This is a genomic window from bacterium (assembly GCA_022616075.1).
In the GTDB taxonomy this organism is placed as follows: Bacteria; Acidobacteriota; HRBIN11; order JAKEFK01; family JAKEFK01; genus JAKEFK01.
Genome location: JAKEFK010000393.1, coordinates 1 through 16051 on the forward strand (window position 1 = coordinate 1; position 16051 = coordinate 16051).

Annotated in this window: 12 protein-coding genes; 8 read left to right on the forward strand and 4 right to left on the reverse strand. The window is 47.7% G+C overall.

Annotated elements, in window-relative coordinates; translation table 11 throughout:
- Window positions 1–569: 569 nt before the first annotated feature.
- From L0156_30185 to L0156_30200, 4 genes are all read right to left on the reverse strand, one after another.
- A complete protein-coding gene (locus L0156_30185) occupies window positions 570–2255 on the reverse strand; it encodes a TniQ family protein (protein MCI0607271.1) in 1686 nt (561 codons plus the stop codon).
- Window positions 2256–2307: 52 nt separating this feature from the next.
- Window positions 2308–3372, reverse strand: coding sequence for an ATP-binding protein (locus L0156_30190; GenBank protein MCI0607272.1), 1065 nt, complete (start codon window positions 3370–3372; stop codon window positions 2308–2310).
- 52 nt (window positions 3373–3424) lie between these two features.
- Window positions 3425–6088, reverse strand: coding sequence for a DDE-type integrase/transposase/recombinase (locus L0156_30195; protein ID MCI0607273.1), 2664 nt, complete (start codon window positions 6086–6088; stop codon window positions 3425–3427).
- 165 nt (window positions 6089–6253) lie between these two features.
- Window positions 6254–7840 (reverse strand): TniQ family protein, encoded by a 1587-nt coding sequence (locus L0156_30200; protein ID MCI0607274.1) that lies wholly within the window; start codon window positions 7838–7840, stop codon window positions 6254–6256.
- 290 nt (window positions 7841–8130) lie between these two features.
- Between L0156_30200 and L0156_30205 the strand changes: the two genes are divergently transcribed.
- The 8 genes from L0156_30205 to L0156_30240 all read left to right on the forward strand — a co-directional run bounded on the left by L0156_30205 (window position 8131) and on the right by L0156_30240 (window position 15399).
- Window positions 8131–8295: a hypothetical protein gene (locus L0156_30205; GenBank protein MCI0607275.1), complete on the forward strand. Its 165-nt coding sequence runs from the start codon at window positions 8131–8133 to the stop codon at window positions 8293–8295.
- A 63-nt stretch (window positions 8296–8358) separates the two neighbouring features.
- Window positions 8359–8799 carry an Rrf2 family transcriptional regulator gene (locus L0156_30210; protein ID MCI0607276.1) on the forward strand — a complete coding sequence of 147 codons (441 nt, stop codon included), beginning with the start codon at window positions 8359–8361 and terminating at the stop codon, window positions 8797–8799.
- 523 nt (window positions 8800–9322) lie between these two features.
- Entirely contained in the window at window positions 9323–9490 is a 168-nt protein-coding gene (locus tag L0156_30215; protein ID MCI0607277.1) for a YezD family protein, read from the forward strand.
- 102 nt (window positions 9491–9592) lie between these two features.
- Window positions 9593–10828, forward strand: a complete 1236-nt coding sequence (locus L0156_30220; GenBank protein ID MCI0607278.1) for an OprO/OprP family phosphate-selective porin — start codon at window positions 9593–9595, stop codon at window positions 10826–10828.
- Between the two features lie 39 nt (window positions 10829–10867).
- Entirely contained in the window at window positions 10868–11836 is a 969-nt protein-coding gene (locus tag L0156_30225; GenBank protein MCI0607279.1) for a sulfate ABC transporter substrate-binding protein, read from the forward strand.
- A 3-nt stretch (window positions 11837–11839) separates the two neighbouring features.
- Entirely contained in the window at window positions 11840–12685 is an 846-nt protein-coding gene (gene cysT, locus L0156_30230; GenBank protein MCI0607280.1) for a sulfate ABC transporter permease subunit CysT, read from the forward strand.
- Complete coding sequence (gene cysW, locus L0156_30235; GenBank protein MCI0607281.1) at window positions 12685–13539, forward strand: sulfate ABC transporter permease subunit CysW; 855 nt, start codon at window positions 12685–12687, stop codon at window positions 13537–13539. Before cysT ends, cysW begins: the two co-directional genes overlap by 1 nt.
- Before the next feature lie 3 nt (window positions 13540–13542).
- Window positions 13543–15399, forward strand: a complete 1857-nt coding sequence (locus L0156_30240; GenBank protein MCI0607282.1) for an ATP-binding cassette domain-containing protein — start codon at window positions 13543–13545, stop codon at window positions 15397–15399.
- Window positions 15400–16051: the final 652 nt, after the last annotated feature.

Here is a 16051-nt window from a genome sequence, read left to right on the forward strand (position 1 = left end):
CGAGTGGTTTAAGGCGGCGGTCTTGAAAACCGCTGGGGGTGCAAGCTCCCCGTGGGTTCGAATCCTACTCCCTCCGCTCAGATCGTTCCCGCCCGTGTGATGATGTGTGGCAGCCCCCATCGATTTTCCGCTTTGGCAAACCGATGGGTAACTTTTGCCCAAATTTGGACAGTTTGCCACTCGGGACTGTCCAAAATCTCGGGATCCTGCCCAAAATCTCAAGTGAGAATTAAAATGAAAGAAGCTGCCACCGGAAGAAGGACCGCGACGATAAAAGCCGCAGATCTTGTTATTGATCCCGCATGCAAGCGCTCTATCTCTTATTGACTCTATTTCCTTCGGCACTATCGATACTCATTTTTGATTTCTCCGCAGTAATACCGTTTTCCTTTCTGATTTCGTCTGTTAGTTTTTTGAACCAGGGAACGGTATGGGAAATCCTGGGCTGAACTTGCCGGGCGATTTTTTGAAACGAAGGATGCTGATTCTGCTGACATAGAACTGCAACCACACGCCGGACCTCGCGTCCGTAGTGCACTAACTTCTGTCTTTGAGCCTCTTTTTCATATTCATATTTCCGAGCCGTGATTTTTCGGGCGAGATCTCCTGCGTATCGGTAGACAAGCGTCGCTCTTTTGCTCCTCCATCCAAAAAGCCTTGCAAATATCGCTGAGAACACTTCTCATGGAAGGCGGAGGATCAACACACAACTTTGCTTTAATCATTTGACGGATCTTTTCTGCGGTTTGCTCAGTTCTGAATCGAATATATCGCTGAGACAATTTACAGGAGAGTTCACCATGATGTCTACGCAGATAGAATTCCTGCATTCGTGTTTGCCGCGAAAATTCAGCAATGTTGATAGGTGGATCAGCCACGAGAGCCTGACTAAGAAGTTGAATCTCCCATTCTCTTTGACGTCGCTTTTTGTATTCGCGAAATCTTGATCGGATCTGATGGGAGATAAACGGATAAGCGCCATATAAATATTCCTTGTTGTATTTAATCCGGTCGGCAAAGTCTCCGATGGAAATCGGAGGGTCCTCTTTCATCGATCTGTTGAATTCGTCCAATAACTTTGTAGGTACGGAACGTGGCTGAACCCGCCCATTACCTTCAGAATAATGTCGTTGCGTGATTCGTCTGCACAGGTCGGGAAATCTTTCGTACAATTTCCCCTGGCAAAACCCCATTTGCTTTTCTATTTCGGAGATTGTTTGAGGTCTTTGTTTGGCGTTTAGAATGGCCTGAAGTGATTTCTCGACATCATTCCAATCGTACTTATAATCAAGATGGCTATTTTTCCTTAAAGAGTTGTGTGTAACGCTGGCTCGGAGTTCAGCACAGAATGATTGCGAAGGGAAGCCTTTCGCGAAAAATTCGGGCGGCCCCACTCGTAACCCTCTACATAATTGACAAAAGCTTTGCAATTTGGGAATCGTCAAGTTCCGAGACCAATTCTCAATGCATGCACTGGATACACCAACGAGCCGGGCAAGCAACGCACAATTTCCATCGGCCGAAAGTTCTACGAGTCGCTTGATCTTTTCTGCAAAATCGGAGCGGCTTACCGTTGTAGACTGGCTTGCGAGAATCAACAATTCGGCGAGGGTACTTTCAGTATCATTCTTCGCTACCGTTACTTTTCTTGTATATGTTCCGGCAAGCGATGCTTCACAGTGGGCGCAAATCGACAGTTCCGGATAAACTGGCAGGTACGGCTGCTTTCTCCGGCACTCAGGACAGTTCGCAGCTAAAAGCACTTGATGGCTGCTGCATGCCTTGGTTCCTTTCAAATACCACGCTATCGGATCGTAGATCTCTTTTCCGTCCTTCAGCCATTGTTCATAACATTCGGGACACCAGCACCTGGTGGAATTCAGCAAACCCTTATCATCGATCACATTTTTGTAATGCAAAAAGGACAGCTCGCGCAGTCTGTTGCAGCCCGTAAGGATCTGTAGTGCAGCGATCCAGTCGGATGCTGTCACTCCCATACCGTTCAGGTATTTCCTCGATTCGGTAGAGCCTTCTTTTGTTAACCAGAGCTTACCCGTTAACGGACCGATTTCCTTCCTCATTAAGGTAATAGAACGAATGCAATGCGCTTTCGCCAATCGAACCGTGTAACTTGTCAGACTTTCAACATCTTTCGTGCCAAGCCCTCTGGGCACCAGAGAACAAAGCCGCGTAGCTTTAATCGGCAGGTCGTTGATCGAAAACGGCGTGGTGCCGTGTTTTTTCGTTCGTTTCATGGGAATCTCCCCAAAGGGTCAGTTGGCCAAAGTTGGCTGTTGGCGATCCCAATCACGCTGCTTCTCCGAGCGGGTCTCGGCCTGGTTTTCTCCGGCCCGGACGTCGATTTGTCTTTTTGGTTTTTACGTCCGCAGGTTCATCGGTCTTGGCTGTCAATTGAGTATCAGACGCGATAAGGGCTTCAAATGCCCTCTCTTCTTGTTCCATTCGCCTTCGAATTTTTGAGGTACGTTCTTTCGAAAGAATGACGGTTGCCTCAAGATCCTTCAGAGTTATGGTTTTTCCGCCATTTCTGTAGGCGCGATTAAGGAAACGCATCAGCCAATCCTTCAAAATTCCAACACAGCCGAGAGACCGCTCATAAAGGAACTGGCGATGCTCAATTAGATTCGGCTCAGTTGGTACTGGCATCTTGCGTTGGAAGCTGTAAATAACATTCGCAAAAACCCGGAGATCGCGAGTTGATTCGTGATAACGGCGGAAATGCAGCGGCAATGTGCGTCTCATGAGCTGATCGCTGAGATCTAAAAGATCGGCCATTTCATATGTGCCCATGAGTACATGGATCACGCCGGTTGTGTTAGCTATCGATTTGATGCAGTCCATTTGGTCCTGCAATTTGTATCCACCACACCGAATGAGATGTTGTGCCTCATCAACAAAGACAGCAAACGGTTTTCTGTGGATAAGCGCCGACTCAAGTGCAAATCTCAGTTTGTTCCCGCTCACACTCCGGTATGAACAGACCAAACGATAGGGATCTGGTTTTATCGGCTTTATGTCAATCTTTTGATCAATCAAAGGTTCATAGAGAGCCCGAAGAACTCTTTCGTAAAATCCATTCCAGGAAAATTGAAGCTTGTCTCTGGCGATGACTTCAGTTGAAACTACGGGGATGCGGCCGCGATCCCATTCAGCGTCTTCCTTCTGAATCCGAGACCATTCTTCAAGAATTTCAGATTCAATTAACTTCCTGAGAAAAGTTTTGCCAACTCCGGTGGGGCCGATGACAGTAAGGATTGAAGTTCCGGCGGGAAGAAGTATGGCGTTTCGCAGGTCTGCAAAAAGATTGTCGAGAAGCTCGTGAGCCGCTACATAATCTTCGAAATATTTCAAGCGCTTTGAATGGGAAGTTTTAGGAGTTCAACAGGGAATTCACGATCGTTTTTCATCTCTTCCTCCAGTTCAGAACTTTCAAGGATTTCAGATCGATATCGAACTCTTCTTTTCTGTTTGCAACATCCTCAGAATTTAAAGGGCGCCGAGATTTTCTCAACTCCGAACTCTTGCGATGGCGGATTTCAATTTCCTCTTGTTCGGTCTTTTGAATTTCCTCAAAGAATTGTGCGAACTCTGCAGCATTGGGGACATGTCGCCGGCCAAGATTCTGATATCGCTTTCGAATCTCAGCTGATGCGTACTTCAGCTCTGTCTCAGTGTAGTTCTTAAGCTCATGATAGTGACTGCGCGCGTGACAAGCTTCCCATTGGCCATTCACAAACGCATAAACCACGCCCAGGTTGAACGGATCGTAACGGACATCAACGCGTGCCCCTGCAACTGTGGGTAAGGCTAACTTATTCGACCAGTAGTACAGATAGTTCACTTTAATTCCCCTGCAGCCATCGACTTTCGCTTTACCAGTGCGAGGCGACGGCATAGAATCGATCAAAAAGTTCTGGTCATATCCGATCCGTCGATACGGAACCGGATGCTTTTGCATTCCAAGTTCATAGGCTTCGTTCGGGCTTATTAAAAGCGTTCCATGTTGCCGGTTGTTATAAAACTCGATCCACTTTTCAAATGCATATCCAAATTTCGAAATCGTCCATGCAGCGAGTTTTTTAGGATTGGTTGACTTTGAAACCTGGCGGACATTCTTCATAATTTGCGTGTTGCCGACCAAGTTATGAATGAACAGCTCATTGGAAATTCCAAAGAATCGTTCAATCGGCGAACCGAATCGTGCTTTGGAAGGCGGCCTTTGCTTTTTGTTGATCCGGTAGGTCGCCAGGAACATCTCGAAGTGTCGGCTTCCGAATTCAGCTCCACAGTCAACGACTAGCGTCTCGGGAAGTCTGTTCCATAGTCTGACGCACTCTCGAAGAACTTCTAGATAGGATCGGTAACTTGGTCTCTCAAATGTGATATGAAAAGCGAAGATCTTCCGGCAATAGGCATCAATAAGAATCGTAAGCCATGGTCGTCCGATGGCCTTTCTTGTCTCAGAATCGACCAGTTCAATATCCAGTTCCGTGTGATCAAGATGAGCTACCTGCCAGGGACGATCACCATGAACGGGAACCGTTTCATCGAGCGTGTAGTAGAACTGTTCGTGCTGATGAGCCGCTTTAGGGCCTTTGCGAGACCGCTCCTCCTCTTCTTTGGTAAAACGCTTTAATGCTCGCCTGAATGCTTTTTTTGAAGGTGGTGCAACGCCGTTCTTTTTACATAGAAGAACCAGTTCCGAATAAACCACGGACTTTCGTTTCTGTCGTTCATTCATGTAATGTTGCTCAATGCAATCGGTCATGAGCTTCCTCATATCGAATGCGATTCCTTTGTTGTTTACAATTGTTGATAGTCGATCAACCGTATTTCCTCTGTTCGGCTTAGGAATGAGGCCATAAAAGCCGTTTCCGTATTGCTTTTCCGCAAACCGATATTTCCTCATCCAGTTCCTGAGTGTTCGTCTGGAAACAGGAAATTCACCACTGGATTCCCCGCGAATTACAGGCTCGATAATCCTGAAGCGTCGCAAAGCCTCAAGCCGCTGAGACTCAGAGGTCGTTAAGAGAATTTGGTCAAGCGCCCAAGAAGATGGCGTCTCTTGTTGCAACGCGCGAATCTTTCCTTCGTAGGCCTGCTCTTTAAGGATCTTCATTGAAATCGTCGCTGGTTCTTCGTCAGTAAACTGCACAAGTGCTGTAGATTGGCCTGCGAGGATAATTTTGCATATACGTGAATCCCAATTGACTGTCATTCCAGTGCGGATGGCTTCGATCGGCAAGATGGCCCCGTCATTAGCCGGCTGCGTTTTCAACTTTTGATGGAAGGCCGCCGTTTCGGGATTTCGATAAACTGTGACACGACTGGTATCGCCAAGAAACGTTTCCTCAAGATCAACAAAAACTGTCGTGTCTGAAATCAGCCAGTAGACGTCTTCAATCCTCACGCCTTCCTCTTGGAGTAGTTTGGAAAGGGAAATGCAACCATGGTGATTCAGGATCTCCATGATCCTTTCTTGGCTGGAGTTGGTTTGCCTTTGAACTCCAGAATAGTAAGGCTCGAGGAGCTGTAGATTTCGCTGGAGGATGTAATTGACCTCATCGGAACTTGCAACTTCAAAATCGAGACCGAATTCAGAAGCGTATCGAATGGCCGCAGGTGAAATCCACTTCCCGTCTTTCTTCACGTATCGATCGGGGAATTTCTCGCTCAATTTGATCAACGATTTTTTCGTCTTTGTCTCAACCCAACCGGCACGAGATTTCCGAATCACGAAAAAGTCCGGGGTATAAACATGCCTGTACCTTCTCCCGGATTCATCACGGTAGTCCAGATTGAAACTCGGAACCTGCTCCCAGTATTCGATAACGTCTTCGTCAAACTCGAATCTGTAAATAAAAGGAAGCTCCACCGTATGGCTTTCAAATTGAACCGAGTGAGCCATCTTCCGACTGCGATTGTAGAAACCGCAAACGTTTCCAGCGCCACCGCCTACACGTCTGGACGGCGGTTCGGATCTGATGGTTTTGATCAATCGGATCGCCTTCTCCGAAAGCTCATTTCTCTTGCACCAATTCTGAAACTCTTCGTTACTTTTGAACATGGTTTCTCCTTTTGAATTTGGAATTCTTAGAAAATGGTAAAGGCTGAAAACCGGCAACAAGTATCAATACAGGAAGGTTGTACCTCGACCGGCTCGCCAAAACCAAAAGGCGCAGTAGCTCCAGGATTTAGTTACAGGCGGGAGTTTTATAGAGTGAAGAAAAACCTATGAAACTCGCTTCTGCGTTTCTGCGATGAGATTCATGCTCCGTGTTTCACGGACAGCTTCTGTAAACCATATGGCATTATGAGTCACTTTCCTGCTCATACGTGAAGCGACGATCTTGTTTGAAGGATAAATGCCATGAGTTAGAAGTTGCGCAACAACTTCCTTTATCTCATCCCGGATTTCATTTCGAAACTCCTCAGTTGCCGCGGCTCGATATCGAAAGAACCGGCGGCTTATCGATCCACATAGTTCCGGGAACAGTTTGTTCAGATTGAGCCGCCATCCAAATTTCTCGAAAATTCTTTTTTTCATTTTGTTTACGGATGGAGGCGGTATTTCAGTTAGCGCATTTTCCAGAATTAGACGAACAGAGCGATTCCGATTTCGTCGAGTGTTTTCACTGCAATTTTTGTGTGCTTTGGCAATCGAGCGTGCCAGACTATTGTGGCGCTTATATAAGGATGATTTTTCATATTTGATCCTCTTCGCAACCTCAGAAAGAGACGGGACTGGAACCTCCTTAAGCGCCTTTTCAAGAAGCTTCTTGATCTGTGCCGGTTTTCTTCTGCTCTTCTTCATTCTATCTGAAGCAAGTAAGTTGCCTTTTTTCTTATCATTTGGCGGACGATAGCCCAGAAATTTTGCTTTGGGCTCCCAGCAACCGGTTAGGAATTCGAACAGGGGAGAATGAAGTGCCCAAGCAAGCTTGCAGACAGCGCTCAGTCGGGGAAGTAGTCTCGCGGTTCTCCATGCCCTAATTGTTTGGGGATCAAAACCTGAGAGCGACGCCAGAGCAGTCAAGCTTCCTGCCCATTTGACAGCAATTTCGATGGATGCCATGAAGGCGTCGCGAGTTGACAGATTGCTTCCAGCAGGTGTCACGGCAAGCAAGTTTCCAATTGATTCAACTTTCCAGAACTCAAAATTAGAAGACTTCCAATTGGCTAGGATTCTTTGTGGCTCAGAAGTTCCCAACCAATTACCACACCTAGAACAGAGGCCTGGAACATATTTTGATCCGATCACCGGTAGGCTGCGGTTACAGATCCGACACTTCTTTGAAAGTTGTCGCCGATGGATTTTGCAAAGCGTGACGGCTTCAAGGGACCAGAGAAGGGGATCGTACACGACGCCCTTGTGGAACTGTTGTTCGTAACATTCAGGGCACCAGACTCGAAACTTTCGTATTAGGTTCTTCTGCGCGATCACGGCCGCCCAGGGAAGCATCGTTCCATACTTAAGATCGTGTCTGAGAGTCAGCCGCTCAAGCGCGGCAACCCAATCGATTGCGATTCGACCGGCACCACAGATTGCCGTTGTTTGCGGAGAATGCGGCGAAAGAATATACCCTCGTTGCGTCACCATCCAGGGCTTGTTTAGTACTGGAACGATCTCTTTTGAAACAAGAGTTCCGACAGTCACACAGTGGACTGACGCGAGCCGACCGCTGTAGCTTGCAAGGCTTTCAACATGCTCAGTTCCTGTACCGATCAGTTTTAGATGATACAGTCGGCTGCTCAAATATTCATTTTTTGAAACTTGTATGGCAGCCATGATTTTGGACGACCGAGTATCCTTCGGCATTGTGTGAATTGATTTGATCTTTGTATGACAAAAAACAAACCTGACAAACTAAATTTGTATGACAAAAATACGTTCTGCTAAAATGACTGACGTGAATAGACCCATAGGGGGCCCAGGTTGTGAAAAAATAAAGCCAAAGGAAGGTTGCTTTCTGTGCGTTCTATCTGAGGTGGGCCGTTACGGTTGCTGCTTTCTAATCCGGATTCGTTCCAATGTCCATTTTTCCGTGCGGGGAAGCTGGAAGGCACAATTGCGTCCTTCTATTTGAAAAAGTTGTTTGACCTTTCAAAATGTCAAACGATTCGCATTCGGTTTTATGGTACGGAGAACGGATCAAAGCAGCAACATTCATGATTGATGACACGAAAGTCATCGTTAACAAGCTGTCCACCGCTTTGAACCCGGTCTACAACGAAGGGATAGCACTCTTCAAGTCCGGCCACTACCATCATTAAGCCAATTACGAGATAAAAGTCTTGACTTTTAGTAATAACTCTATAAAATCGATAGGGAAATAGATGATTACGCGAAAAACGAAATATGCGCTTTCGGCTCTGGTTCATCTTGCGCGCAAGGCTCAGGATGGACCTGTCTTGATTTCGAGACTTGCCAAAGAAGAGCGTATCCCCAAGAAGTTTTTAGAATCAATCCTGTTGGAATTGAAAAGGCGTGGCATCCTTCAGAGTAAACGAGGCAAAGGCGGCGGCTATTCTTTAAACAGGCCGGCCGAATTGATCCGTCTTGGTCAGGTCATACGGCTCATGGACGGGCCGCTTGCTCCGATCCCATGCGTAAGCGAGACGGCGTATCAACCTTGTGAAGATTGCATAAACGAAGCTACCTGCGGAATCCGTCTGGTGATGAAACAGGTCCGGGATGCCACTGCCGTAATTTTGGACAACACGACTCTGGCGGACGTGCTTATCCGAACAGGTGGCAAGGGAAAAAGAAGCAAATAATCTTTCAAACGACATATTATATATTGACTCTATAGAGATTATAGAAATTATGGAATGTTTAAAACGAGTGATAAAGGTGATTCAGACCTGAAGCGCGATTTTATCCTGAAGTAAGTTGACTCTCGGTATGAAAAGGGCTATATATTTAGCGTTCCGAATTTGTCTGCCGAAGTTGTTTGAATCCTCTCGGTTCAGGCAACGCGGGGGAACCAGATTCCGTTTACGGTTGGGGCGTATCGGTTTAACCACAGCGGTTCTACCGAAGGACACTTCCAGTCCGAGCCCGTCAGCTAACCCCGCAGGCCAAAAGGAAGGGCAAGTGTTGATCCATTTTACGGGATTCCGGCTCAAGTATACTAGGCTTCCGCAGCAATTAGTCTGGCCTCGGATCATTCTTCCCTCCCAGCAAAACTCAATCAAACTTCATGCAGTTCGGTTTTTCTTGCTGTTCACCCAGGCAATCAATGGATGAAAAGAAGCTAATCTCTTAATAGTCATCAATCGAGATTAAAGGTGGGGGTCGATGGACCATCGAAACACTGAAATTGAGCAACAGCAGTATTTGGAGATCCTGCGAGCGGTAAAGAAGATTCAGTACGGCTCCGTAGAGATCGTCATTCACGATTCGAAAATCGTTCAGATCGAGACAAGAGAAAAAGTTCGTTTTGAGAAACAGAGATCTGTGAAATAGGTCAAAAACGGCTTTCCAGACTACTGGCGGCCAAACCTTAGGAAAAACGATCATCTGACCGGACAACCGGAAGCTCTGAGTTCAACATTAAGGAGTTTCGCAGTGAACCGGAAAAAGATTTTACTCTTTACCTTTGGGAGTCTTGCACTTTTCCTTCTGGCGTCAATTGCCAGAGGCGATGAAAAGAATCCTCAACTCATTATCTCCGCCGGCAAGGGAGGATTTTTGCTCACTTCGCCCGATGGAGATTTCAAATTTCGCATTCGTGGTTACGTTCAGAGCGACGGGCGATTCTTCTTCGATCAAAGCACATCTTCGATTGATACTTTTGTGATGCGAAGGGTTCGTCCGATCTTTGAAGGCACCGTTTACAAATACTTCGAATTCAAGATTATGCCGGATTTCGGCGGAGGCACAACCTCTCTTCAGGATGCTTATCTTGATGCAAAATTTACGCCCGGATTCAAAATCCGGTTCGGAAAGGCAAAGACCCCGTTTGGGCTAGAACGTTTGCAGTCTGCAACCGACCTCATTTTTATCGAACGGTCTCTTGCTACAAATCTCGTTCCCAACCGTGATCTTGGAATTGTCGTATTTGGAGATATCGGAGGCGACAAGATCAGCTACGCAGCAGGAATTCTTAATGGAGTTGTCGATCTCGGGAGCAGCGACATCGATTTTGGAACGGACAGCAAAGACTTTGCCGGCCGGATCTTCGTCACGCCGTTCGCGGGTTTTGGCGTTGGTGTTGCAACTACTTTTGGCAATCAGGAAGGATCGCTCCTTTCAACCGGCTTGCCAACGTACCGAACGCAAGGACAATTAGCTTGGTTCCGTTACAGGGTGGGTACGACTGCCGATACAACAACACTCGCAGACGGCACGAGATTCCGCCTTTCTCCGCAACTGACATATTACAGAGGACCGTTCGGAATTCTTGCAGAATATGTCAGTTCGTCGCAGGAAGTCGTCAACGGAAAAAATCGTGCTGATCTCCGTAACAAAGCGTGGAATTTCACCACGCATTTTGTTTTGACCGGAGAAGCGGCAGGCTACAAAGGAGTGTCTCCGGAAAATCCATTTGATCATGATTCCGGAAAACTGGGGGCCTGGGAAATCGCATTTCGTTACAGCCGGTTGGATATAGACGAAGACGCATTTCCAATTTTTGCAGATCCAACAACAGCTGCAAGTCAGGCAGAGAACATTGCCGGCGGCCTGACCTGGTACTTCAACAAGAACGTGAAATTCATGTTCAACTACGACCATACCACCTTTGAAGATGCAAACATCGAGACTGAAAAGCTTTTTACAATGCGTTTTCAGATCGCATGGTAGCAGGAGGAAATGATGATAAACAAGAAATGGATCTTTCTGATGTTGTTTTGCGCAGCGGCGTTTTTTGTCCATGCGCAGGAAGTTTCGATCTTGAACGTATCCTACGATCCGACACGTGAGTTTTATTCCGAATTCAACCAGGCATTTGCAAAGCACTGGAAGGCCAAAACCGGAAAAGATATAACGATCAATCAGTCACACGGTGGTTCTGGCAAGCAAGCCCGTTCGGTGATCGATGGTTTGCAGGCTGATGTTGTAACCCTTGCTCTGGCATATGACATCGATGCGATTGCAAAAGCTGGTGTGATCAAGGCCGACTGGCAGAAGCGTCTTCCTCACAACAGCTCACCCTACAATTCGACAATTGTCTTCCTGGTACGAAAGGGAAACCCGAAAGGCATCAAAGACTGGGGAGACCTGATCCGCTCTGGTGTGTCCGTCATTACGCCGAATCCCAAGACTTCCGGTGGTGCCCGCTGGAATTATCTCGCTGCATGGGGTTACGCGTTGAAGCAGTTCAATAATGATGCTGCTAAAGCGAAGGACTTTGTCTCCAAACTTTTCAAGAACGTTCCGGTGCTCGATACCGGCGCGCGCGGATCGACAATCACTTTCACAGAAAGAGGTATTGGCGATGTCCTTCTCGCATGGGAGAACGAGGCTCTTCTTTCCGTGAGCATGCTAGGGAAGGATAAATTTGAAATCGTGGTCCCCTCACTTACTATTCTCGCAGAACCCCCTGTAACGGTGGTCGACAAGATCGTGGATCATCGTGGGACTCGCGCGGTTGCTGAAGAGTATCTGAAATTCCTCTACACAGAAGAAGGACAGAGATTGGCCGCGAAACATCATTATAGACCCCGCGTGCCTTCGGCGGCGACGGTAGCACAATTTCCAAAAGTGAACCTCATCACCATTGATCAGGTTTTTGGCGGATGGCAAAAGGCACAAAAGACGCACTTCGATGATGGAGGAATTTTTGATCAAATATATTCGCCTGGAAAATGAAGAATGAAGGCCCTTGATGTGCGTTGGACTCGGTCCTCGGTTCTCCCGGGATTCAGTTTGACGATGGGATTCACGCTTCTGTATTTAAGTTTGATTGTGCTGATCCCTCTTTCCACCTTGTTACTGAAGACGATTACGTTAACCTGGGCGCAGTTCTGGCAAATCATGACGTCGCAACGCACAATAGCGGCGTTCCGAATCAGCTTCCAGACAGCTTTTAGTGCTGCGCTGATCGATTTGATCTTTGGCACGATTGTTGGCTGGGTTTTGGCCCGTTACAGATTTGCCGGCCGACAATTGATAGACGCTCTGGTGGATTTGCCGTTTGCCTTGCCCACTGCTGTAGCCGGAATCGTTTTAACCACTCTATTCTCATCCAGTGGATGGTTGGGGCGTTACTTAATTCCGATGGGAATCACTGTGAACTACACTCCGCTCGGAATTACGATCGCCCTCATTTTTATCGGACTTCCTTTTGTTGTTCGAACGATTCAACCCATTCTCTCGGAAATGGATCGGTCCAGTGAAGAAGCGGCGGCCAGCATGGGGGCGAACCGCCGTCAGATACTCTGGCGCGTCGTTTTTCCGGAAATCTGGCCCGCAATGGTGACAGGTTTCACGCTTGCCTTTGCCCGGGCCCTTGGCGAATACGGATCGATTGTGTTCATTTCAGGAAACATCCCTTTGAAAACCGAGATCACCACCTTATTAATTGTAGGGCGGTTGGAGAATTACGATTATGCAGGCGCCACAGCGCTGGCCTTTAGCATGCTCGTGCTGTCGTTTCTGCTTCTTTTTCTGATCAACTTTCTCCAATCGCGTTCCAGGCAAAAGCTGGAGCGCAGTTGATGGATCCGCGAATTTTGGAACTCGAAGAGCCTCATTTGTCCGAGCCACGCGCCGTCCGATGGTTGTTAATCGGAATCGCTTTTGTATTTCTGAGCTTCTTTCTGGTGATTCCGCTTGTTGCTGTATTTGTCGAAGCATTCAAAAAGGGATTCACGGTGTATCGTGAGGCAATCCTGGAACCATACGCTGTGGCTGCTATAAAACTGACTTTGATCACCGCCGCTGTTTCCGTTCTTGCGAACATGCTGTTTGGGATCGCCGCTGCATGGTCTATTACTAAGTTTGATTTTCCTGGAAAAAGTTTTCTGATCACGCTGGTCGATCTTCCTTTCGCAGTATCACCGGTGATTTCCGGAATGGTATTCGTGCTGCTGTTTGGTATGCAAGGATATTTCGGTCCCTGGCTGGCAGCGCATGATGTGCGAATCATTTTCGCCACGCCTGGAGTCATCCTGGCAACGATCTTTGTGACGTTCCCATTCGTTGCGCGGGAGCTGATCCCTCTGATGAAATCTCAGGGGAGAGAAGCGGAGGAAGCCGCACTCGTTCTGGGGGCCAGCGGTTGGCAAACTTTTTTTAACATAACATTGCCGAATATCAAATGGGGATTGCTTTACAGTTTAATTCAGTGCAATGCCCGGGCGATGGGCGAGTTCGGCGCTGTTTCGGTTGTTTCAGGTCACATAAGAGGACAGACGAATACTCTACCTTTGCACATAGAAATCCTTTATAACGAGTACAATTTTACAGCAGCATTTGCAGCTGCATCCCTGCTGACGTTTCTCGCAGTGGTAACGTTATTGTTAAAGAAGATGCTTTCATTGAAAACAGGGCGGAAAAGGTCTACAGGTTAGCGAATGTCAATCGTATTGAAAGAACTTTCAAAGCGATATAACGAGACGCTGGTAGTGAATCGTGTTTCGCTTGGAGTGGAAAAGGGAGAATTGTTTGTTTTGCTTGGCCCGAGCGGCAGCGGGAAAAGCACGATTTTAAGAATGATTGCCGGTCTTACCCGTCCTGATGCGGGAACAATCGAAATCAATGAAAAGAATGTCACCTCATTGCCGGCTCAGCAGCGCGGAGCGGGCTTTGTTTTTCAAAACTATTCTCTTTTTCGCCATATGACGGTGGCTGATAACGTGGAATTCGGGTTGAAAGTCCGGAAAGTATCACCCGCAGAACGGCGAAGCAGGCGCGACGATCTTCTGGATCTCGTCGGCCTGGGAGGACTCGGGAATCGCTTTCCTCACCAACTTTCCGGCGGACAGCAGCAAAGAGTCGCTCTTGCGAGAGCACTTGCGTATAATCCTGCGGTGTTGCTGCTGGATGAGCCTTTCGGCGCGCTCGATGTGAAAATTCGTGGGCGTCTCCGCAAAAACCTGAAGGACATCCACCGTCAGCTGAAACTTACTACAATATTAGTGACTCATGATCAGGAGGAAGCTTTTGAGCTGGCTGACCGTATCGGAGTCACAGATCGCGGAAACTTGATTGAAATCGGCACCCCCGAAGAGCTGTATCATCGACCGCGAACGGAATATACGGCGAATTTTGTTGGCGGAAAAAACGTTTTGATCGGGCGCGTCGAAGGGGGAGTTATACGCTTGGGCGACACATCTCTCCCCGTTCCGGAGCGGTTGAGCACTATGGAAGGAGCGCGTGTTCGAATCCTCTTCCGGCCTGAAAACGTATGTTTGCAATCGGAGCCTTTCGACAACGCCAGTGTGTATGTATTGGGGCGCGGTAGAATTCTCGAAAGCGTTTTTGCCGGCACGCTTCAAAAAGCTCTTCTGGAAGTTGAGCGACCTCGCGGAATACGGGAGTACGCCGGTGAATTCGGCGATGAACGGACAATTCGTGTAGAGGCTGTCCAGACAAGTGATTCAGACGCTGATGGCCAGTTGAATCCGGGTGACCGGATGTGGATCGCTTTCAAACGATATCATGTGCTGGAAGCCATCGGACCAAAACTGCTGTTGTGTATTTCTGATGCGCCTGCCGCAGCAGCTGTTGCAAATTTTGGATGCCATCTGGCGGAAAAAGCTGGGCTTCCTGCAACGCTCTTATCAGTTGTTGATTCCAGTGAATCAATAAACCTAGCGGAAGAAATTCTCGAACACATTCGCCAAAAATGGAGGAATCGTTTGCCGCTCCTGAAAACGCGAGTGCGCGGCACCGGATCGAGTTTTGAGGAGATAATCGCAGAATCACAGGAGGGATCGTATGATCTTGTTGTCCTGGGCAGAAAAGAGACAGGGCGGCACGTGAGAAGCCTTTTGGCGCGAGGCATTGCAGTGGTCATTGCCCAGGAAGATAGGCAGATTTCGCGAATCTTGATTTGCACCGCTGTGGGTGAGCCTGGAAAAGCAGACGTCCGGATCGGCGGGCGGCTTGCCAGATTGACAGGTGCAAGTGCTACTGTGCTGCATGTGCCGAGTCAACAGCAGGCAGAGGATCAGAAAACGCGCAGCGATCTGCATATCCAACAAGCACTTTCGACTCTACAAACCTTCGGAGTTCAAGGCGACAGCATGATCGGCAAGGAACCCGCTGTGGATTTCATCATCGAGCAAGCCGAATCGGGGAATTATGACCTGATCGTGATAGGCGCCCCTCCTTCGGGAAGATCACCAAGGTTCTTGCTACAGGACGCAGCAAGCCAGATTGTGAACGGCACCTCACGGCCCGTACTGATCGTTCCGTTAATGGAATAGGATCGAGGAAGGTTCGGGGATAGTCAGATGCTCAGAAATTGAATTAACGACCCATGATTAAGATGGGGAAACGCGGTCGTCGTTAAAATCCTGATTTGCGCCAACTGGGGGAGTCGGGAAGACTGAGCAACTTTTTCAACAATCCAACTGGCTACGTTGGCTCGCTTGGAGCCGATAGTGTGGACTTTCGCATCCTGATGCTTTCTAAAATCTCATCTACGCTTCAGGACAGGAGTATTTTCTCCATATCCACTACGCGTTGAGCGTTTGTGGATTGCTGAAATAAGGATTCGATGGCTTACTTAAGAAATCCGATGGAGTAATTAAGAATAACGAGTGAAACAGAGTGATGTCTGCAAATGACTGCAAAAATATCACTTGAAGGCTACTTCGGATTTTCAAATCCGGCAATGGGAAAGCGGATGGGGGCTCCGTAGGAAAATCGATGGGTCCCAATTCCAGATCGGAGCGTCGAAATTCCTTTTTTCGGCTGGTTTTACGGAAAAACGATGGGGTTCAAGTGAAGTAAATTGATGGGTTCTGCCACATGATGATCTGTAGCAGAACCCATCATTTTTCCTTTGCAGAACCCATCATTTTTCCCCTAAAACACCGAAATGAGGACCTTCGCGTATTGTTTTTTTAAGTGGAA